The following is a 21,925-nucleotide window of genomic DNA, read 5'->3' as shown; positions in this document are numbered from 1 at the left end:
GAACAGCATGTGGAAATTAGTCATCGCTGATGATGAGCCAAGAATAAGAAGAGGTCTGCTGCAGGTGCTGCCATGGGAAGAGCTGGGCATTGAGGTCGTTGGCGAAGCAGAGGATGGGATCGAGGCGCTAGAGGTTGCCAAGGCAACGAAGCCGGATCTTATATTTGTTGATATTAACATGCCGTTTCTGGACGGATTGGCATTCGTCGAGCAGCTGCAGCTTGAGCATAAATGCCTGGTCGTCGTAATCACCGGTTATGATGAATTTACATATGCACAGAAAGCCGTAAAGCTGAACGTATTTGATTATGTTTTAAAACCGGTGGTCAAGTCCCAGCTTAAGGAATTGATTGAACGCGCTGTCATTGAGCTCGAGAAAAATAAAATAAAAGAAGAGTTCCATGCATTTACGAGCAAGCAGCTGCAAAGCAATTCGCTGCTGATTCGTGACCATTTTTTGCGGAGATGGATGAATGGTTTGTTGGAGTCTGAAGAGGTCGTGAAAAATATTGAATATTTGCAGCTCCCGATTCATGCATCAACCCGGATGGCCGTATTCAAGGTCGTGCAAGGCACTAACGTTGGTACCGTGAAAAAGGAATGGGGCAAGGAATTGCTCGAATTTGCTTCCAGAAACATCATAGAGGATCTGTTAGCGGATAGCGGAACACATATCGTGTTCGAGGATGAGAAGGGGTATATTGTCATTTTCTCGCCAATTGCAGATGAAAGTGAATGGATGAAGCAGTGTATGGCCATTCAGACGAAGTTTGAAGAAATATTAGCGCGAATGGTCATTCACATGGATAGAGTTATGCAGGACGGCTTCTTGCACGCCGATCGTATTTATAACGAGCTTGTGAAGGGAATCAATGCGAAGGGCAGCTTGTCGCCTGTTGTGCTATTAGCGAAGAAGTTCGTTGAGCAGGCTTATGCGATGCCGAACCTTTCTTTGCAGGAGGTGGCTGACCAAGTGAGAGTAAGCCCGACCTATCTAAGCAAGCTTCTGAAGAAAGAGATTGGCGCTTCGTTCATTGATTATTTGACGGACGTGCGGATTAAGCATGCAGTGCTGCTTATGAATGATACCAGCTATAAGGTATATGAAATCGCAGAAAAGGTCGGCTATAACAGCCAGCATTACTTCAGCAACGCGTTCAAGAAAAAAACAGGCGTTTCTCCAAACTCCTACCGCAAAGGAAGCTGGACATGAAGGAAGCAAGGTACAAAATATTATTTTTTTTCGTTGCCTTCATGGCGCTTTTAAGTCTATATTCCTGCAGCAACCATACATCAACGATACCCGAAGAGGGCGTAAAGTATTTGATCGGGGTGTCGCAGCCTAATCTGAACGAGCCATGGCGCGTCGTGCTGAATGATGAGATTAAACGCGACGCGGGCGCTTACCCAGACCTGCGCGTTATATTTACCGACGGAGGAAATGACAGCAAGCAGCAGGAGGAGGATCTTCACAAGCTGGTAGGATACGGCATTGACTTGCTTATTATTTCTTTGGATGATCCAATTCTGCTCACGCCTACGATAACTGAAATCTATGAGAAGATTCCGGTTATCGTACTCGGTCGCGGCGTAACGGGTTATGATTATACGTTGTATATCGGGACGGATAATCGACTCATCGGGAGCAAGGCGGCGGGATACGCCAAGCAGCTGCTTGAAGCAGGGGATAATCGGATCGTCGAGATTCTAGGGCTCAAAGGCTCGCCGACAGTAGATGAACGCAGCGAGGGCTTCCGCGAAGCGCTGACAGACCGTAAAGATATTGTGATTGCGGAGTCATTATATGCGGATTGGCAGCGCGATAAGTCGGAAGATTTGCTATTGGAAACGTTGGAGAAAGACACGGATATCGATCTCATCTTTGCCCATAATGACGCCATGGCATTAGGCGCTTCGATTGCTTTGAAGAAAAAAGGGATAACGGATGTAAAGATAATCGGCGTTGACGGCGTTAAAGGTGACAATGGCGGATTGAACCTTGTAAAGGAAGGCACGCTTACGGGCACTTTTACCAGCCCGACAGGTGGCGGTGAGGCTATCCGTTACGCGGTTGATATTTTAAATAAAGAGAAGGGGATTCCTAAAAAAATTATTTTGAGAAGCCATCCGATTACAAAGGACAACATAAATGAATTTGGTGAGCTGGAGTCGGTTTCTAAAGTGAAGCCGATCAGACAGGTAACCGAAGCAGCGCCTATAAAAATCGGTTTTGCACAGGTCGGCTTGGAAAGCGGGTGGCGGCTGGCGCATACCAATTCCGTTATCCACGCGGCTAAAGAAGAGGGAATCGAGCTGCTTTACGAGAATGCGCTTCAGCAGCAGGATAAGCAAATCGAATTAATTCGAAAATTCATCGCTTTGAAAGTGGATTTTATTGTGTTTTCCCCATTGGTGAAGACGGGCTGGGACGTTGTACTGCAAGAAGCGAAGCAGGCCGGAATCCCCGTTATTCTCTCGGACCGTGAAGTGAAAGTAAGCGACGACTCTTTATGGACCGCCTATATTGGCTCGGATTTCGTAGAGGAAGGCAGGCGGGCGGCTCGCTGGCTCACGCAAGAAATGGCAGCCGGCGCAGGGCAGGTGAACATTGTGGAGCTTCAAGGGACGAGGGATTCCGATCCGGCAGTGGGACGAAAAGTAGGCTTTGAAGAAATTATTAAGGATGAGCGCGGCTATCAGATCGTGCAATCCTTGCAAGGCGATTTTACGCTGGAAAAGGGTAAGCAGCTTATGCTGGAAGCGCTGGATCAACACGGTGAAGATATCGATGTCGTATATTCGCATAATGATGACATGGCTCTTGGAGCCATTCAGGCGATTGAGCAATATGGACTGAAGCCGGGCAAGGATATCAAAATCATTTCAATCGATGCGACTAGGGCTGCATTAAAGGCGCTAGGAACCGGTAAATTAAACTTTGTCGTCGAGTGCAATCCGCTGCTTGGGCCGCAGCTCATGAAAGCCGTGAAGGATTATATGGCGGGAAAGGAGCTTCCTATGAAAATCATTACATCGGAAGGGGTATTCACGCAGGATACGGCGAAGCGAGCGTTGGCAAGAAGGGAGTATTAACAAACCGTATTATTTAAGGAAATGTGGCATGGACGAGTTGACAAGCCGCTCTTCGCAGAGGGACAATAAACAATATCCCAATGAGAAGAGGCGAAGCAGATGTCATCCTTGATCCAGAGAGTCAAACAAATTGCTGCAGGATTCGATGCAGATACGCTGCGATCCATTGAAATAGATCCATTACGGATTGAAGCAGGAGCGATTAACGAGGTTGCTCCCTATTTAAAGGGAAAACAATATGCCCAGGTTGTCATTGCCGCAGATTCCATCACGCATGAGATTGTAGGGAGAACGCTGGAGGAAGCGATTACTGCGCAAGGCATTGCGGTTCAGGTAACGCTCATCAAGCCGAACCCGCAGGGAGATGTCATTGCCGATGAAGCGTCGATCGTACAGCTATTGCTCGATATTCAGCTGAAGCAGGCACAGGTGGTCGTTGCGGCAGGCTCGGGAACGATCCATGATATTTCCCGTTATGCCGCGTATACCGCAGGTATTCCTTTCGTATCGGTACCGACCGCGCCTTCCGTTGACGGATTCAACTCGAAAGGCGCGCCGATCATCCTTCGTGGCGAGAAGAAAACGATTGCGGCGATTGGCCCTGATGCGATATTCGCCGATTTGGAAGTTTTGGCTCAAGCCCCTGCTGCTATGGTGGCCGCAGGTTTTGGCGATATGCTGGGCAAGTTTACTTCCCTTTTGGACTGGAGCTTTGGAGCGACAGAGGGCGGAGAGCCTTATTCGGCTGAGGTTGCTGAAATTACACAAGTAGCATTGAATAAATGTGTCGACCATATTGAACGGATTGCTAGACGCGACCAGGAAGGCATTCGCATTTTAATAGAGGCGCTGATTGAATCGGGGCTAGCGATGCTGCTGTTCGGACAGTCGCATTCCGCCTCGGGTGCGGAGCATCACCTCTCCCATTTCTGGGAAATGGAATATATCCGTCTTGGCAAGAGGCAGCTGCTGCACGGCGCCAAGGTTGGCGTAGCCTGTGCGGAAATATCGAAGCTGTATCATCGCCTCGCCGCAGAGGAAGCGGGTCTTGCTTTTACAGAAAAACCGGAGCAGCTTCGCATGGCGATTGCCGCGCTCCCTGATGAGACAACAATCAGGAACTGGCTCAGGGAAGTCGGCGGACCTTCGACCACCGAGGAGCTAGGCGTTGACGCAGAGCTGCTGATGCGCAGCTTGCAGGAAGCTCATCAAGTCCGCCCGAATCGGTACACGCTGCTGCGGGCGTATAATTCGCTATAAAGAGCAATCAGCGTAATGTTGCGCAGCCGTTGCATACTCGCTAGAGCGATATACTGCGTGGCAGCAGTGATGCTGAGTGTAACGATGCTGGAAAACAACGCCGATTCAAGTAAGTGACAAAAAACTGGCTTCAAGGCGATGCGCCTTGGAGACAGTTTTTTTGATTTGGTGCAGTGGATGGGGGCGTTTACCTCTGATTCTAGGCTGCAAAGTTTATTGGAGAAAAATAGATCTAAAAAATAGACTTAAATTATTGAAAGCCTAATAAATAGTATAAATAGGTCTAAAAAATAGATCTATTATAGTTTTTTTAATGGAAATGGACCTCAAAATAAGGTTTTGAGGAGAAATAGATCTAAAAAATAGACCTATTCCGCTGAAATCAGGGGGAAAGTGGAAAATAGATCTAAAAAATAGATCTATTGATTATCGAAACCTAATAATGGGAGGCGAAAAGAGTCCATTGTTCAGGAGAAACGCAGCGAACCAACGTGGGAATTTGTCATCCTTCAAAAAAACGGCCGGCTAACACATGGATTCCATGCGTTAACCAGCCGTTTATGACGATCTATTTTGTAAACTAGAAATTAAAGTTGTCCGGGTCCGGGCCAAAGCGTTGATCGCGATTAAGCGCACTGATTTGAGCCACTTCCTCAGGCGTGAGCGAGAAGTCGAAAATATCAGCGTTTTCCTGCTGGCGTGCAGGAGTAACTGATTTTGGAATCGTAATGACTTCGTTCTGAAGATCCCAGCGGAGAACAACCTGTGCAGGCGTTTTGCCGTATTTGGCGCCAATGTCGGCTAGAATAGCATGATCGAGATTGCCCTGCATAAGCGGGCTCCAAGCCATTAGCTGAATATTTCTGCTTTTGGCGAAGGAATGAAGCTCGTTTTGCGTGAGTAGGGGATGATATTCAACTTGGTTGACCATAGGGACGAACTCCCCAGATTCAATCACATCCCGGAGATGATGAATTTGGAAGTTGCTTACCCCGATAGCACGGACGTAGCCGTCACGGTATAGTTTCTCCATCGCACGCCATGTTTCGGTGTATTTGTCTTTCACTGGCCAGTGAATAAGTAATAGGTCAACCACATCAATACCGAGCTTGCGGCGGCTGTCCTCGAAGGCAGTCAGCGTCGACTCGTAACCTTGATGTGCGTTCCAAATTTTAGTGGTGACAAAAATTTCATCGCGAGCGATGCCGCTATTGCGAATGCCGGCGCCTACACCTGTTTCATTATTGTAAGCGGCTGCCGTATCGATGCTTCTGTAGCCTGCCTCGATTGCTGAGGTTACCGTTCTTTCCGCTTCACCGTCATCCTTGACTTTCCATACGCCAAGGCCGAGCCAAGGCATCTTAACCCCATTGCTTAACGTCGTAGATTCCGTACGAGCTATTGTCATTGATTTATACCTCCGCTTTTATTTATTAAAGTGACAATTCCAAAATGGCTTTAACATCTTGTTTTTCTAGACGCTTGAAAGAACCAATCGCCCCGTAGCGTACTGCTTCCTCGGCCATACGGTCCAGCTTATCGCTGCCAATCTCGAAATCAGCGAGACGGGATTCGGCGCCAATTCGCGTGAAAAAGTCACGGGTAGCTTGAATGCCTTCAAGAGCTACTTCTTTGTCGGATTTACCTTCGGGATTTACGTTCCAAACACGGGTAGCGTATTGTACGAAACGGTCAATCCGCTCTTCATGCACGTATTTCATCCAGTTTGGAAAAATAACAGCAAGGCCTGCGCCATGCGGGATATCATAGATGGCACTCACTTCATGCTCAATGCCATGCGATGCCCAATCGTTAGCCATGCCTACGCTGATCATGCCGCCGTTCAAAGCCATCGTTCCGGACCACATGAGGTTGGCGCGAGCGGCTGCGTCCTCAGGATTTTCAAGCGCGAGTTCAACATTTTCAATAACCGTTTGCAAAATCGATTCACAGAAGCGCTCCTGGAGCGGAGTGTTTTCTGTTAAGCTGAAATACTGCTCAAACACATGAGACATAATGTCTACGGCACCATTGACGGTATGATTGCGGGGCACGGTATAAGTAAGCGTTGGATCGAGAATGGAAAACTTTGGATACGTGTGCGGGCTGCCAAAAGCACGTTTGAGATTCTCTTCCCAATTTGTCACAACGGAGGAACCGTTCATCTCGGAGCCTGTAGCCGCAAGCGTCAAAATCGTTCCAATCGGAAGCGCCTCTTGAATGACCGCTTTGCCAGTGAAGAAATCCCAAACATCGCCCTCGTAGGGAACGCCTGCAGCAATCGCTTTGGAAGCATCAATGACGCTGCCTCCGCCTACGGCAAGAATAAAATCTACTCCTTGTTCTCGGCAGATGGCAATGCCTTTATTTACTGTCGATAGACGCGGGTTTGGTTCAATATTGGGAAGCTCATGTACCGTAATGCCAGCTTCTTGAAGAAGGCTAACGGTTTTATCGTACAAACCTGTTTTCTTTACGCTGCCTGAGCCATAAACCAGCAAAACGGTTTTTCCATATTTTGAAGTTAATTTGCCCACTTGGCTGGCCGTTCCTTCACCAAAAACGATATGAGTCGGGTTTACGAATTGAAATGAGTTCATAGTGAACCTCCTGTTTGATATTTAGGTAACTTTTAAAGTAACTAAATACATTTTAAGTTATGTATACGCGGTTTATTTTAGTTAAAACGGTCGGGAAAGTCAAGTTTACCTCAAGTAAGGATTGAAAGGATAACTTTTTAGTTATATAATGAGTGGCAGTCAGTTTGAGCAAAGGGGAAACGGTAATGGAAGTCGAAGTAAGCAGTCGCAATATGAAATTTTTGGAATGCTTTTCATCCGAAACAAGAGTGAAAATGATTGAGCTGCTCAGTGTGCAGCCGATGAATATAAAAAGCTTGTCCGAGGCGCTAGCTATAAAGTCTCCTATTGTTACAAGGCATATTCATATGATGGAAGGCGCGGGCATTGTGCGCTGCGAAAGCGTGCCGGGCAAACGCGGGATGCAAAAGATATGCCATTTGCAAATTACGCAAGCGATGCTTCTATTTAAAACGGCAGCAGTCGCGGATGAAACGAAGCGCTATGCCGTATCGCTGCCAGTCGGGCATTATTCTTCCTATCAGATCAAACCGACCTGTGGGCTGGCCTCCGATTCGCAGATGATTGGCATGTGCGATGATCCGCGTTATTTTGCCGATCCCGAGCATGTGAATGCCAAAGTATTATGGTTTGGCTCGGGTTTCGTAGAATACCGTATTCCAAACTATATGGTAAATAACGAGCGCCCGGAATCTTTGGAAATCGCGATGGAGATTTGCTCGGAAACGCCCTGCACCGTCAACCATTTGCCATCGGATATCACATTTACGATAAATGGCGTCGGGATAGGAACATGGACGTATCCAGGCGACTTTGGCAGCACGCGCGGTTTGTACACACCCGAATGGTGGCACAAAAATATTCAACACGGCCTCATTAAGACCATCAGAGTCAATCGGCAAGGGTCATTTATTGATGGCATTCAAGTGTCGGACGTCACAATTGACCAGCTTATGCTGGCCTATGACAAGGAGATTTTGTTTCGTATTTCGAGCAGCGCTACGGCCAAAAACTGCGGCGGCGTTACCTTGTTTGGCAAAGGCTTCGGCAACTATAATCAGGATATTGAAGTGACGCTGCGCTGCTTATAATAACGAACCTCTATCGTCCTCTTGATTCTGCTTTAAGCAGGGAAGGAGGACTTTTTGGCGTACCGGCGTGCGTGTTTTTTAAGCTTGTTATGTTAACACATTTGAAATGCTGGGCTTCTTTCTTTGTTTGTTTTGTTTTTGGCGCCTCGATGGTATGTCAAGCTAAGACTAACGTAGGCGGCTTCACTATAATGTAGTTTTGTATTATGCAGCCCCTATTATGATGATGAGGAGTGCCTATCCTGTAGATCGTACAACGTAGAACGGATGTTTTGACTCATTGGCTATAAGAATCGGGGATTCTCCTGCGTATGTACAGGATAGGTGCGAAAAAAGAGGCGGGGATAGCAAAGCTGCTGCGATTGTGCAGGATAGGCCGATTAAATGGATGCAGAGTTAAAACTGATAGTCAGGTTCAATGAATTCTAAGATAAAACGGATAAGTAGATTCAGTATTTGCTAGGATAAAGCTCAAAGGCTTATTCATTATATGCAGATAAATGTGGTTATCGTCGGATTTAAGTTTTAGTCTGTTTGAATGGGTTGGAATAGCCCGTAGACCTTTATATATATTTCCGTTTTTCTTTGAAATTTTTATATTCAAACAAAAACAAATATGATATGATCAATTCAAACAAATCCAAAACATCATTCGGAGGTATATCCATGGTACAGAGTTTATGGGAAAACGAAAAAGCATCACAGCTTGAGAGCGGACTAGCCGAGCTTGTCTACCGTTCCAACATCATCGGCGCAGATCGCCGGGTTTGCAATTACGGCGGCGGCAATACATCCAGCAAAACAACGGTAAAGGACTTCCGCGGCCGTGACGTCGAAGTGATGTACGTGAAAGGCAGCGGCTCTGATCTTGCATCGATGAAAGCAGGCAACTTCACAGGACTTCGTATGGATGATATCCGTCCGTTGTTCGAGCGCTCTGAAATGCCAGATGAGGAGATGGTTGCTTACCTCGTCAACTGCATGATCGATTCGAAGCACCCGCGCGCGTCCATTGAAACGCTGCTGCATGCTTTCCTTCCATTTAAACACGTGGACCATACTCACCCGGATTCTATCATCAGCCTGTGCTGCGCGGATAACGGCAAGGCGCTTGCGAAAGAAATTTTCGGCGACCGCTTCGTATGGGTTCCTTATGTTCGTCCTGGTTTTAACCTATCTAAAATGATCGCGGAAGGCGTTCTTGCGAACCCGAATGCCGAGCTTGTGCTTATGGAAAAGCATGGCCTTGTCACATGGGGCGAAACAAGCGAAGAGTGCTACGCGCAAACGATCAAAATCATTTCCGAAGCGGAAGCGTTCATCGAATCCCGCTTTGACGAGGCGTCGCTCTTTGGCGGCGTGAAATACGAAGTGCTTGATGCCGATGCTCGCAGAAGCGTTGCCGCACAAGTCATGCCAACGATACGCGGTGCGGTTAGCGATGCGAAGAAAATGATTTTGACGTTTGATGACGAGGCTGATGTGCTTGCATTCGTTAGCGGCCAAGATTCCCCGCAATTGTCGCAGGTTGGCGCAGCTTGCCCGGATCACCTGGTTCACACGAAGGTTGTTCCATTATTTATTGACTGGACGCCGAACGCAGAGGATATCGATGGCTTGAAAGCGAAATTGTCTGAGGGCATCGCAGCTTATAAAGAGCAATATAAAGCCTACTTCGAGCGGAACAAAAACGAAGGCGACGTCATGTTTGAAGCAGCGCCGCGCGTGATTTTGATTCCGGGAATCGGCATGATCAATACAGGGAAAAGCTGGGCAATGGCGCAAGTTAGCGGCGCGCTTTACCACCGTGCGATCGCGGTTATGCGCGGCGCAACGGCGCTAGGCGATTTCGTATCGCTGAGCGAGAACGAATCGTACAACGTAGAATACTGGCCGCTTGAGCTTTACAAATTGTCGCTTGCTCCGGCTGAAACGGAATTCTCCCGCAAGGTTGCCTTTATTACGGGCGGCGCAGGCGGAATCGGAAGCGAAACGGCTCGCCGCCTCGTATCCGAAGGCGCGCATGTCGTGCTTGCTGACCTGAATCTCGAAGGCGCGCAAAAGGTTGCTGCCGAAATCAACGAGAAATACGGCGATCACCGCGCGACAGCAGTGAAAATGGATGTAACCAGCGAAGAGCAGGTTACGGCGGCTTACGCTGAAACGGCGCTTGCTTACGGCGGCGTGGACATTATTGTCAACAACGCGGGTCTTGCGACATCGAGCCCGTTTGACGAAACTTCCCTGAAAGAGTGGAACTTGAACATGAACGTGCTTGGCACAGGCTACTTCCTGGTTGCACGTGAAGCGTTCAAATTGATGAAACAGCAAAGCATTGGCGGCAATATGGTATTTATCGGCTCGAAAAACTCCGTATATGCAGGCAAAAATGCTTCCGCATACAGCGCGGCTAAAGCGCTTGAAGCTCACTTGGCACGTTGTATCGCAGCAGAAGGCGGCGAATTCGGTATTCGCGTGAATACGATTTTGCCGGATGCGATCTTGCAGGGCTCGGCGATCTGGAACGGCAGCTGGCGCAATGAGCGTGCGGCGGCTTACGGCATTGAGCCGGATCAGCTTGAAGAATACTACCGCAAACGTACGACGCTGCTCGTTAACATTTATCCGCGTGACATTGCAGAAGGCATTGCATTCTTCGCATCCTCGAAAGCGGACAAAACAACAGGCTGCATGCTGACCATTGACGGCGGCGTACCTGCTGCGTTCACGCGTTAGGAGGCTGATAGCGATATGTTTCAAGCGCGAGGAGAAAAGCATTGGTTCATTCCGGATGGCTTTATTCCGCCGGATAGCACGGGAGCTCTCACCAGCCATGAATCGGTATGCGTACTGAACTGTTCCTCGGAAGACGCACTTATCCGTTTTACGATTTTTTTTGAGGATCGCGAGCCGCTGGAAGATATTCTGGTGGTTGTCAAAGGCAGACGCACGAAGCATATTCGCACCAGCTCCTTGATGAAGGAGGGGACGCCAATTCCGATTGGCGTTCCTTACGCCATCGAAGTGCAAAGCGATATTCCGATTATCGTCCAATATAGCCGCCTCGATTCGACGCAGGCAGAGAACACGCTGATGTCTACGATGGCTTTTCCAATGAAAAAATAATCACACATGTGAAAGGGTGTTCGATATGTCCGACCGCGCATACGCGTTTTTTGAAGAACAACAGAAAGCAAGAGGCATTAATATTGATGAAGTGAAAGCTAGATTGAAAGCGCTCAAAATTGAGACGCCTTCTTGGGGCTACGGGGATTCAGGCACGCGCTTTAAAGTGTTCCAGAAGGAAGGCGTGCCTCGTAACCCGTTCGAGAAGGTTGAGGATGCGGCGCAAGTGCATAAGCTGACGGGGATTGCTCCTTCGGTAGCCATTCATATCCCATGGGACAAGGTAGAAGATTACGGCAAGCTCAGAAGCCATGCGGAAAGTCTTGGGCTTACCATCGGCGCAGTGAACCCGAACCTGTTCCAGGACGAGGATTACATGCTGGGCAGCGTAACCAATTCCGATGCAGCGATCCGCCGCAAAGCGACGAACCATTTGCTCGAGTGCGTCGATATTGCGAAGGAAACGGGCTCGAATGAATTCAGCTTGTGGTTTGCAGACGGTACGAACTATCCGGGCCAAGGCCATATCCGCAAGCGTAAAGCTTGGATGCAGGAAGCGCTAGCTGAAATGTACAGCGCTTTGACGCCTGACATGCGCTTGCTGATTGAATACAAATGTTTCGAGCCGGCATTCTATCATACCGATCTTGCCGATTGGGGCATGGCTTACAATCTCGCACAAAAGCTCGGACCGCAAGCGGAAGTGCTTGTCGATACAGGCCACCATCTGCCTGGCGCGAACATCGAGCATATCGTTGCTTACTTGCTAGACGAGAAGCGTCTTGGCGGATTCCATTTTAACAGCCGCAAATATGCGGATGATGACCTTATTGTCGGCACGGTAAACCCATACGAGCTGTTCTTGATTTTCTATCAAATTTTGAGCGCGGCTGGAGATTCGGATGCAGGCGTTCGTAAAAATGCTGAAAGCATCACGTATATGATTGACCAATCCCATAATATTGAGCAAAAAATTCCGGCTATGCTGCGTTCCGTCTTGAACGTACAGACACAACTGGCGAAAGCGCTGCTGATCAACCATGAAGAAGTTAACGAAGCAGCTGATCGCCATGATGTACTTGGCGCTGAAGACGCGGTTCGCCGTGCTTTTGAATTCGACGTTACACCATTGCTGCATGCGATTCGCGAAGAGCAGGGCTTGCCGCATGATCCGATGAAAGCCTACCTAAGCAGCAGCTATGGCAAAGACATATTGGCGAGAGGCAAGGGCGGTGCCAGCTGGTGACCATCCTCGCTTATGATCTTGGGGCGAGCAGCGGAAGAGCGCTGCTCGGCCGACTGAATAACGGCAAGATCGAGGTTGAAGAGCTGCACCGGTTCCCGAACGATCCGGTGCAGGTCGGCGATCGGCTGCATTGGGATATTTTGCGGCTGCTCCATGAGCTTAAGCAAGCGCTGCTCCAGGTGAAACACCGCGGCATCGAGCTTGAAAGCATTGCAATCGATTCTTGGGCGGTTGATTTTGGCCTGATCGGCAGCAATGGCGAACTGCTTGGCAATCCCTATCATTATCGCGATCATCATGCGGATGGCGTAATGGAGCAGGTTGTTGAAGAATTGTCGGCAACGGAAATCTTCGCAAAAACAGGCATTCAATTTTTGTCGTTTAATACGATTTACCAGCTAGCTGCCATGAAAAAAGCGGATTCACCTTTGCTGCGCGAAGCCAAGCATTTTCTGATGATTCCGGATTTGCTTCGTTATTACCTAACTGGCGAAATGTTTAACGAATTTTCCAACGCCACGACGACGCAGCTATACAATCCGGTGGCCGGAAGCTGGGACGATGAGCTTATTCGCGCCATTGGTATTTCGCCTGAGCTGTTTGGCACGGTCGTTCAGCCGGGCACGAAGGTAGGAAGCCTAAGTGCTTCGGTTTGCGAGGAGCTGAATATTGAATCAGTGCCTGTTTATGCAGTAGCCGAGCATGATACAGGCTCAGCCGTAGCGGCAGTCCCGGCGCTTGATCGTTCCTTTGCTTATTTAAGCTGCGGCACTTGGTCGTTAATGGGTACTGAAGTGCAGGAACCGGTGATTAACGAGCTTGCGCAGCAGTTGAACTTTACGAATGAAGGCGGAGCTTACGGTACCTACCGGTTGCTGAAAAATATTATGGGCCTGTGGGTATTGCAGGAATGCAGACGTTCTTGGGAGCGTGCAGGAATTACGTACACCTTTCCCGAATTAGTTAAGCTGGCTGGTGAAGCAAAGCCGTTTGCAGCATTTATCGATCCAGATGATCCGTTATTTTTGCATCCAGGCGATATGCCTGCGCGCATAACGGAATATTGTTTACGCACAGGTCAACCGGCTCCGACTGAAACAGGAGCTTTTGTCCGCTGCATTTTGGAGAGCCTGGCATTGAAATACCGTTTCGTGCTAGAGCTTACCGAGCAGTTGTCTGGCCAAGCGTTTGGCGGTCTTCATATGGTTGGCGGAGGCATTCAAAATACGCTGCTGTGCCAATGGACGGCGAATGCAATCGGTAAACCGGTATGGGCAGGTCCTGTGGAAGGCAGCGCGATTGGCAATATGATCGTGCAATGGATTGCAAGCGGCCAGATTGCGGACATTTGGGAGGCGCGCAAAGTCATTCGGGATTCTTTTCCGGTGGACGTCTATGAGCCTCAGCAGCCGGAAGAGTGGGAGAATGCATACGGTTCGTTTAAACAAAAGACAGGAATCGCGTAAGCGCGGATTCAAATATAAGTAAGAAAGAGGTACGCCATGCTGGTCCACGAACGATACGATAAAATTGTACAGCTAGTCAATGAGAGAGGCAGCATAAGGGTAACGGAGCTGAGCGATCTGTGTCTGGTGACTGAGGAAACCATTCGCCGCGATCTTGACCGCTTGGAGCAAGCCGGACGTTTGCGCCGCTCCCATGGCGGTGCAGTTAGCGTAAAGGATCAGCAACCGGAAATTCCTTATTTCGAGCGGGAGATTACCCATGCGGAGGAGAAGCGGCGAATTGCGGAAGCAGCGGTCAAGCTTATTCAACCGAAGGATCGCATTTTGCTCGATGCAAGCTCGACGGCATGGTATATGGCGGCAAGCATGCCGGATATTCCGCTGACGGTGCTGACGAACTCCATTAAAGTGGCTATGGAGCTGAGCAGCAAGGAGAAGATCGAGGTTATCTCGACCGGCGGCATTTTAGCCTCACGTTCCTTGTCCTATGTTGGACCGCTGGCAGAGCGTTCGCTTGATGCGTACCATGTAGACAAAGCCTTTTTCTCCTGCAAGGGCGTTCATTTGGAACGCGGCATCAGCGAGTCGAATGAGCTGCAGGCACGCATTAAGCATAAAATGGTAGGCATGGCCGATCAGGTTATCCTGCTTGCCGATTCGAGTAAATTTGGCGTTCAGGCGTTCACACATGTCGCGGATTTGAGTGCAGTCGATACGATTATTACCGACGGCCAGTTATCCGCAGAGCTGCGGACGCAGCTGCTGGAGCGGCAAATCGCGGTCACAACGGTCTAGAAAGAACGGCGCTGGCTTCAGTAGAAGCGCAGCGCCGTTCTTTCTGTTCATTGGCGGGTTACTTTTTCGAAAACGTGCCGTAAGCGCGTATGTGTTCTTACAGCACGGAAAGTAACGTTGCTTTGTAGCTGTAAGCACTTATGTGTGCTTACAGAACTATTGGTGAGGCTTGTTACTCTCGAAAATGTGCCCTAAGCGCGTATGTGTTCTTACAGCACGGAAAGTAACGTTGCGTTGTAGCTGTAAGCACGTATGCGTGCTTACAGAACTATTGGTGAGGCTGGTTACTCTCGAAAATGTGCCGTAAGCGCATATGAGTTCTTACAGCAATGCAAGTAACGTTGAATTGTAGCTGTAAGCACCTATGTGTGCTTACAGAACTCATGGTGGGGCTAGTCTCTCTCGAAAAGGTGCTGTAAGCGCGTATGTGTTCTTACAGCAATGCAAGTAACGTTGCATTATAGTTGTAAGCACCTATGTGTGCTTACAACGCCCAAGCGCTGTCTGGTTACTCTCGAAAATGTGCCCTAAGCGCATATGTGTGCTTACAGATCGCAAATGTGTTCCCAAAGCTCAAAAATATGTAAAACGATCAAATTTAATTTATCTTTTTCACCAAAGTTGTCTGACAACCTGATAAAATAGAGTTATACAAGACGGAAGGGGTGCGGGTATGAAGGTCTCATTATTTATTACTTGCTTGAGTGATGCGCTGTATCCGAGGGTCGGCGAGGCGATGGTACGCTTGCTGGCGAAGTATGGCGTCACATTGGAATTTCCGACGGTGCAAACCTGCTGCGGACAGCCAGCTTTCAACAGCGGCTATTGGAAGGAAGCAAGAGATTCGGCGAAAACGATTTTGGATGCTTTTGAGGATAGCGATTTCGTGATTTCCCCATCGGGCTCCTGTACAGGCATGATTCATCATTATCCGAAGCTGTTCGAGGATGATCCGGTTATGCTGAAACGCGCGAATCGATTGCAAAGCAAATCATTCGAGTTTACCCAGTTCATGGTACAAGTGCTTGGCGTAACGGATGTCGGCGCTTCGTTCCCTCATAAGGTAACTTACCATCCATCCTGTCATGGCAGCCGGATTCTTGGCGTAAAGGCAGAGCCGCTTGCGCTTATACAGAACGTAAAGGGGCTTGAGCTTGTGCCGCTGCCGTTTGCGGAGGATTGCTGCGGGTTCGGCGGGACTTTTGCGGTGAAAATGGCGGATATCTCGGGCGCGATGGTAACGGAGAAGGTAGATCATGTGCTTGAGACGGAAGCCGAAGTGTTGGTTGGTCTCGATATGGCTTGCTTGCTTAACATCGCCGGCAATTTGCGCTACCGCAATGAGCCTGTTCGCGTCATGCACTTGGCAGAGCTTCTATATGAAGGGGTGAAATAAGCATGGCTGGATCAAAGACGGAAGCTACCGTAAAAGCTAGGGCGGACCTTGCCCTCAACGATGAATTTTTGCGCAAAGCGGTTCGCTTTACGACGGAGCGGCTGCGCAACGGCAAGAAAAAAGCGACGGATGAGCACGGCAATTGGGAAGAATGGCGGGAGCGCGGCAAGCAAATTCGACTTCATACCATCGCGCATTTGGACTACTATTTGAACCTGTTCGTCAATAATGCCCGGGCAAACGGCGTTCACGTACATTTTGCAAATAATGCAGAAGAAGCTGTAGGACTGACGCTCGATATTGCTGAGCATGCCAATGCAAAGTCCGTCGTCAAATCCAAATCGATGGTGTCGGAGGAGCTGCACCTTAACCATGCGCTCGAATCCATTAACGTAGAAGCGGTTGAAACGGATCTTGGGGAATATATCATTCAGCTCGCGGGCGAGATGCCTTCGCATATCGTTATTCCGGCCATTCACAAAAACCGTTATCAAATCGCCGACTTGCTCTCGAAGGAAGCAGGCTATACGCTGCCACCCGATACGACAGCGCTTGCAGGCTTCGTTCGCAAGAAGCTCCGCGAGAAGTTCCTGGAGGCCGAGATCGGCATGACCGGCTGTAACTTTGCGATCGCAGAGACGGGTTCCATGGTGCTTTTTGAAAATGAAGGCAATGCGCGAATGGTCAGCACGGTGCCGAAGACGCAAATTACGCTAATGGGGATGGAACGCATTATTCCGTCTTGGTCCGATCTGGAGGTTATGGCGACGCTGTTGCCGCGCTCGGCAACCGGCCAGAAGCTGACGATGTATATGTCCGGCATTACCGGTCCACGGCGTGATAAGGATGCGGATGGTCCCGATGAAATGCATATCATCATCATTGACAACGGGCGCTCGCTGCAGCTTGGCGATCCTGAATTTCAAGAGCTGCTGAACTGCATCCGCTGCGGGGCTTGCTTGAATGCCTGCCCGGTTTATCGCCATATTGGCGGCCATGCTTACGGCAGTACGTACAGCGGTCCGATCGGAGCTGTGCTTACGCCGTCCCTGAACAAAAACATCGCCGAGTGGGATGATATCGCTAACGCTTCCAGCTTATGCGGAGCATGTTATGAAGCCTGTCCAGTCAAAATACCGCTCCATGACATGCTCGTATACTTGCGCAGGCGCAAGGTAGAGAGCGGCAACGGCAGCAAAATCGAAGCGATCGGCATGCAGGGCTTTGCCACCGTTATGGGCAATTCTTCCCGTCTTGGCGGCGTGCTGCGGCTCGGTAAGCTGGGTCAGAAGCTGGTCGTGCGCAGCGGCGTCATTAAGACAAAGCTTGGGCCGCTCAAAGGCTGGAACACGTACCGCGTGACGCCTAGCTTGCCTAAGGAATCGTTCCGCGATCGTTGGGATACGCTCGACCAAGAGCTGAAGCAAGGGCTGAAGCAGATGGAGCCGTCCATGCAAAATCGCATGGAAGAGCTTGTGCGCAAACGCGAGCAGGATGAAAAGCAGGGTAAAGGAGGACATGGACATGGCTGATACGCATAAGCAGTGGCTAGAGAAGCTAGAAGCGAATTCTCGGACGAAGCAGGAGCAGTTCATGAATGATATAGCAGCCAAGCTCAGGCATCCCCGGATGTACGAGAAGCCGCAGCACCCGTTCCGCGGCGCGCCGGATTTCTGGAATACGTTCGAGTGGACGGAGGAGGAGCGGATTAAAGGATTTACGGAAAACTTTCTATCCGTTGGCGGTCATGTGGCAAGGCTTCAAACGATGGAGGATGCGAAAGCCTATATCGTGAATAAAGCAGAGGAAATGAGCGCCAAATATGTGGTTCGGCAAAATGAGCCCGAGCTGGCTGCGCTTGATCTCGAAGGCTCGCTGGCGGAATCGCAAGTATCCGTTTGGAATACGGATGCGGATCAGTATTGGCGCGCGCGCGCGGCCGAAGCGGATTTTGGGATCGTCATGGCCGATCATGCGGTCGCCTATACGGGTTCTGTAACGGTTTTGTCTTCCCCTGAAAAAGGGCGTTCCGTGAGCTTGCTGCCCACGGTGCTCATTATCATTATTCCGCTGGAGCGTTTGAAAACGAGGCTCGGCGAGGTGCTCGTGACGTTTGACGAGGCGGGTCGCGAGAAGCTGCCTGCGGGCATTCATTTTATATCTGGCCCGAGCCGCTCGTCCGATATTGAAAATGACTTGACGATCGGAGTGCATGGTCCCGGCATTGTGTATGCCCTGCTTGTGGGGTAAAATCCATATATCAGAGGAAGATGTGAAGCGTGATGTTAAGAGTTGTCGCCGCCGCAGGGAGGCGTCGGCTTTTACGCTTGGGAGGTGACCGGCTGCTATGCCGTCATTAGAAGTAGAAAAGCTATCGAAGCGCAATCATTATGAAGAAATTACGGAGCAGGTCAAACGGCTTATCGTCGATGGCAAGCTCAAGGTAGGCGACAAGCTGCCTTCGACAAAGGAGATGTCCGAGCAGTTTGGCGTAGGCCGCTCTACGACGCGAGAGGCGCTCAGCGCGCTGAAAGCGATGGGGCTCATCGATATTCGGCAGGGAGGCGGCTGTCGCGTCATCCGCAGCGCTCCTGTCGACGTGGAGATTCCTGAGCTGGCCTCCCTAAGGATGAACAGGAATACGGTTCTTGAGCTGCTGGAAGCTCGCGAGTCGTTAGAGGTGTCTAATGCAGCGATTGCAGCCGCCAAGCGGACGGAGCAGGATATCAGGCAGCTGGCTAATCTGATAGCGGAGATGAAGCGAACGGTCGGAGATGAGTCGGAAGGTGAGAGATTAGATCTCCAATTTCATCTGACGCTTGCCAAAGCGACCCATAACTCGATTATGGTTCATTTATTCGAATCGATTATGAATCATATTGAAACGGCGATTCACGATATTAGACGGGTTGAGCTATATGCAAGCACAGCGGTGGCAGAACAGCTGTATACCGAGCACTCCGCCATCTTCGAAGCGATATTGCAGCAGAATGCGGAGCTCGCAGCCGAGCGGATGAAGCAGCATTTGCAGCATATTGAGAGTATTGTGCGCAAGCATTTGGGAGAGAGCTAGCAGTTTGGAGAAGTATATCTTGGGAGGAATCGGTTGCCTGTTAGTGCTGTGCTCCATCTTTAGCGCAATCGAAGGGATCAAAAACTACAGACGGTATGTTTTCATAGAAAGAATAAAATATTATGTTATCGGTGCATTAATTTCTTTGTTTATCGACTTGTTAGTCTACTTGTCGTCAGGAGATAAGGATATTCAAATGCTGCTTTTCATTTCCCCTGCATTAGCCATTATATTTGGGACGATCTTTTATTATATCAAAGTCTTGAAACTGAATGCTCACGAAGCGAATTTTAGGTTACTGAAATACATCCTGTTTATTTTCTTTGTTATGGCGATCTATTTGCTTGTTTTTGCTGTCGTTTCATAAAAAACCAAACGGCCGCCTGCATCATCAAGATGCAGGCGGCCATTTGGCTTATTGCTGATTGATTAGTCAATCGTAGCAAGATATTTTTTAATGAATGCCTTCGCTTTTTCCGGGTTTTTGCTGTCAGGACGAATCCCGACGATCATGCTCTCTTTGTAAAGCGGCAATTGGTCGGCAAGCGCACTGTTTGTCAGGTCAATGCCGTAAACATGCTCTGCCGTATCCTCGTCGGTTTTAAGCGTTTTGGCAAGTCCGCTTTTTAACAGTGGCTTCAAGTCTCCGTTTACATCATCATCGAGGTTGATCAGAACACCTTGCGCGCCGACCCACTCGAAAATGTTTTTATCCATGACGTAAACATCGGGATGCTCGGTAGCCAGAATTAGAACCGCCTTCTGCATGTAAGCGTACTGAGACTGCTGATCAGCGGGAACGAAGGTCAGCGTTGTAACGAATCTCTGCCATTCCGGAAACGCTGTCAAAAGCGCGTTTTCAAGAGGTTCTTCCTTTGGAGCATCGTCCTTCAGCATGTAATTGCCCATGAAGGAGACGTTCAAATCAATGGGCGGCAGATTGGCTAGCCGTTCTTGTTCCTCGCGATAGTTCATGAAGCTGATGACCCCGTAGATGATAAGTGCGACTGCTGCAATGGCCCCAAGCGTATGAAATTTGTAATAACGCCAGAAATGGTCCATCTTCTGGGCTTGTCCAGCCATTTTCTTGTATTTTCCATATTCTTGTTCGTTGAAGGCGTCGGTCAGCTTACGATCCTCATACTCGAGAATCAGCCGGTACGCTTGCGTAATTTTCGCGAAAGAATCCTCCGCATCCGCTGTGCCTTCCTTTTGCTGCTGCGTTCTTGAGCGGGCTTGGCGCATCAGTGTTGTATAGCGTTTCTCTACTTCCTCTTTGGCCGCAAGCTCCGGCAGACCCATCGTTTGATAGGCTTGTTTCAACTCTTCCACCTGTGTCACCTCAATTAGTAAATAGGTCCTGAATGATTCCTATCTATAAGTATACGGAATTCCGCAGGTAACGCAAACTTTGCCGCCAATCTACACCTTTTTGTCATATCCTGCTCCAGGTGATGCACACGATCTAACTGGTGAAGAAAGCTGAAGCTGGTCTGAATTTTAAACAAATTAACCGAATTATTGACTTCCTATCGCAATGGGATTTGATATGCTATTACTAAAACAATCATAGTATAGGATGGTGCAGGTATGGCAATTTCGTTAAAATTCGATTTTGGAATCGGTAATGCTCCGGCTTCCCCATATATCCAAGTGCTTCCCACGACGCTGTACAGCGAGGTGCCGGGCTACGGTTTCGAGTCTGCTGAGCGTGTCAGCTCCCGCAACCGGGACGAGTCGGATCGCCTGCACGGCGCATTCTGCATCCCGCTAGAAGCGGTGTTTGCGGTTGATCTGCCAAATGGCCTATACACGATAACCGCAACGGTCGGAGATGCAATTGCACCGACCAGCACTTCATTAAAGTATGGAGTAGGCCGGATCGTGCTTCATAAAGTAACGACTTCCGCAGGGCAATATGCGGTGCACAGCTTCACAGTCAAGGTTACGGACGGATGCCTGAGGCTCGCCTTCTCGGGCATTGCGCCGCGCATTAACGCGCTTTGCATCGATGAGGCGAAGCAGGCGACGACGATTTATTTGGCGGGCGATTCCACCGTAACGGATCAGGACACGTTCCCGTATGCCGGATGGGGACAAATGCTGCCGCTCTATTTTAAAACCGACGTGGCCATCGACAACCATGCCATGTCGGGCAGAAGCTCGAAGAGCTTCATCGACGAGGGCAGGCTGGCTGCGATTGTGGAGCAAATCAAGCCGGGTGATGATTTGTGGATTCAGTTCGGGCACAATGATGAGAAGCCGGACGCGGAACGAGCGACGGAGCCGTTCGGCAGCTATAAGGAAATGCTGGCTGTCTATGTAGAGGAAGCCCGCGCACGCGGCGCAAGGCCGGTGCTGATTACGCCGATGCATCGCCGCAAATTTGATGAGCATGGCCGGATTATCGACACGCATGGCGATTATTTGCTAGGGATGAAGGAGCTGGCATCAGAGCTGGCTGTGCCGCTCATTGATTTGGCTGCGAAGAGCAAGACGCTCTATGAGGTGCTGGGAGACGAGCCCTCGAAGGCTTTGTTTATGTGGGCGTATCCCGGTGAGTTTATTCATTTTCCTGAAGGCGCCAAGGACGATACCCATTTGCAAGAGCATGGAGGCATCGTTATCGCAGGTTTAGTAGCGGATGGTGTGCGCGAGCTGGGGTTATCTCCGCTATCCCTTTACTTGAAATCGTAAGCATAACCTAGCTGTCTAAAATAATTGCAAAAGAACTCTCGATTCTATCGTCCATTTGGACTACAATAGCTAACATAACCAG

At 49.4% G+C, this 21,925-nt stretch carries 18 protein-coding genes; 15 read left to right on the top strand and 3 right to left on the bottom strand.

Going from position 1 to position 21,925, the window contains the following annotated elements; translation table 11 throughout:
* Positions 1–7 precede the first annotated feature (7 nt).
* The 3 genes from FJQ58_RS09065 (at position 8) to FJQ58_RS09055 (ending at position 4,353) form a co-directional block, all read left to right on the top strand.
* Positions 8–1,213: a response regulator transcription factor gene (locus FJQ58_RS09065; protein ID WP_139992507.1), complete on the top strand. Its 1,206-nt coding sequence runs from the start codon at positions 8–10 to the stop codon at positions 1,211–1,213.
* Entirely contained in the window at positions 1,210–3,093 is a 1,884-nt protein-coding gene (locus tag FJQ58_RS09060; protein WP_139992505.1) for a substrate-binding domain-containing protein, read from the top strand. The genes FJQ58_RS09065 and FJQ58_RS09060 overlap by 4 nt, the downstream gene beginning before the upstream one ends.
* Before the next feature lie 99 nt (positions 3,094–3,192).
* Complete coding sequence (locus FJQ58_RS09055; protein WP_139992503.1) at positions 3,193–4,353, top strand: sn-glycerol-1-phosphate dehydrogenase; 1,161 nt, start codon at positions 3,193–3,195, stop codon at positions 4,351–4,353.
* 580 nt (positions 4,354–4,933) lie between these two features.
* On the opposite strand, the gene FJQ58_RS09050 is transcribed toward FJQ58_RS09055, so the two are convergent.
* Together FJQ58_RS09050 and FJQ58_RS09045 are read right to left on the bottom strand one after the other, a co-directional pair.
* Positions 4,934–5,761, bottom strand: coding sequence for an aldo/keto reductase (locus FJQ58_RS09050; RefSeq protein WP_139992501.1), 828 nt, complete (start codon positions 5,759–5,761; stop codon positions 4,934–4,936).
* Between the two features lie 25 nt (positions 5,762–5,786).
* The gene (locus FJQ58_RS09045) at positions 5,787–6,953 is read right to left on the bottom strand and encodes an iron-containing alcohol dehydrogenase (RefSeq protein WP_139992499.1); all 1,167 of its coding nucleotides are present in this window, start codon (positions 6,951–6,953) and stop codon (positions 5,787–5,789) included.
* Positions 6,954–7,138: 185 nt separating this feature from the next.
* Between FJQ58_RS09045 and FJQ58_RS09040 the strand changes: the two genes are divergently transcribed.
* From FJQ58_RS09040 to FJQ58_RS08990, 11 genes are all read left to right on the top strand, one after another.
* Entirely contained in the window at positions 7,139–8,044 is a 906-nt protein-coding gene (locus FJQ58_RS09040; protein WP_139992497.1) for an ArsR/SmtB family transcription factor, read from the top strand.
* Positions 8,045–8,710: 666 nt separating this feature from the next.
* Positions 8,711–10,780, top strand: coding sequence for a bifunctional aldolase/short-chain dehydrogenase (locus FJQ58_RS09035; protein WP_139992495.1), 2,070 nt, complete (start codon positions 8,711–8,713; stop codon positions 10,778–10,780).
* 15 nt (positions 10,781–10,795) lie between these two features.
* On the top strand, positions 10,796–11,170 hold the full coding sequence (locus FJQ58_RS09030; RefSeq protein WP_139992493.1) for a sensory rhodopsin transducer: 375 nt from the start codon (positions 10,796–10,798) through the stop codon (positions 11,168–11,170).
* Positions 11,171–11,195: 25 nt separating this feature from the next.
* Complete coding sequence (rhaI, locus tag FJQ58_RS09025) at positions 11,196–12,416, top strand: L-rhamnose isomerase (RefSeq protein WP_139992491.1); 1,221 nt, start codon at positions 11,196–11,198, stop codon at positions 12,414–12,416.
* Positions 12,413–13,882 carry a rhamnulokinase gene (locus tag FJQ58_RS09020; RefSeq protein ID WP_139992489.1) on the top strand — a complete coding sequence of 490 codons (1,470 nt, stop codon included), beginning with the start codon at positions 12,413–12,415 and terminating at the stop codon, positions 13,880–13,882. Before rhaI ends, FJQ58_RS09020 begins: the two co-directional genes overlap by 4 nt.
* Positions 13,883–13,918: 36 nt before the next feature.
* A complete protein-coding gene (locus tag FJQ58_RS09015) occupies positions 13,919–14,677 on the top strand; it encodes a DeoR/GlpR family DNA-binding transcription regulator (RefSeq protein ID WP_139992487.1) in 759 nt (252 codons plus the stop codon).
* 673 nt (positions 14,678–15,350) lie between these two features.
* Positions 15,351–16,073: a (Fe-S)-binding protein gene (locus FJQ58_RS09010; RefSeq protein WP_139992485.1), complete on the top strand. Its 723-nt coding sequence runs from the start codon at positions 15,351–15,353 to the stop codon at positions 16,071–16,073.
* Between the two features lie 2 nt (positions 16,074–16,075).
* Complete coding sequence (locus tag FJQ58_RS09005; protein ID WP_139992483.1) at positions 16,076–17,605, top strand: LutB/LldF family L-lactate oxidation iron-sulfur protein; 1,530 nt, start codon at positions 16,076–16,078, stop codon at positions 17,603–17,605.
* Positions 17,598–18,323 (top strand): LutC/YkgG family protein, encoded by a 726-nt coding sequence (locus FJQ58_RS09000; RefSeq protein ID WP_139992481.1) that lies wholly within the window; start codon positions 17,598–17,600, stop codon positions 18,321–18,323. The genes FJQ58_RS09005 and FJQ58_RS09000 overlap by 8 nt, the downstream gene beginning before the upstream one ends.
* 97 nt (positions 18,324–18,420) lie before the next feature.
* Positions 18,421–19,146 (top strand): FadR/GntR family transcriptional regulator, encoded by a 726-nt coding sequence (locus FJQ58_RS08995; RefSeq protein ID WP_139992479.1) that lies wholly within the window; start codon positions 18,421–18,423, stop codon positions 19,144–19,146.
* 4 nt (positions 19,147–19,150) lie between these two features.
* Positions 19,151–19,513, top strand: a complete 363-nt coding sequence (locus FJQ58_RS08990) for a hypothetical protein (RefSeq protein WP_139992477.1) — start codon at positions 19,151–19,153, stop codon at positions 19,511–19,513.
* A 62-nt stretch (positions 19,514–19,575) separates the two neighbouring features.
* Here FJQ58_RS08990 and FJQ58_RS08985 read toward each other — a convergent pair whose 3' ends face one another.
* A complete protein-coding gene (locus FJQ58_RS08985; protein WP_139992475.1) occupies positions 19,576–20,478 on the bottom strand; it encodes a J domain-containing protein in 903 nt (300 codons plus the stop codon).
* A 258-nt stretch (positions 20,479–20,736) separates the two neighbouring features.
* Here FJQ58_RS08985 and FJQ58_RS08980 point away from each other — a divergent pair, with 258 nt between their 5' ends.
* Positions 20,737–21,843: a rhamnogalacturonan acetylesterase gene (locus FJQ58_RS08980; RefSeq protein ID WP_139992473.1), complete on the top strand. Its 1,107-nt coding sequence runs from the start codon at positions 20,737–20,739 to the stop codon at positions 21,841–21,843.
* Positions 21,844–21,925 lie beyond the last annotated feature (82 nt).

This window comes from Paenibacillus paridis, from assembly GCF_006345825.1.
Classification (GTDB): Bacteria; Bacillota; Bacilli; order Paenibacillales; family Paenibacillaceae; genus Pristimantibacillus; species Pristimantibacillus paridis.
The sequence above is the reverse complement of the archived record's forward strand: the minus strand, read 5'-3'. Positions and strand labels throughout refer to the sequence as shown.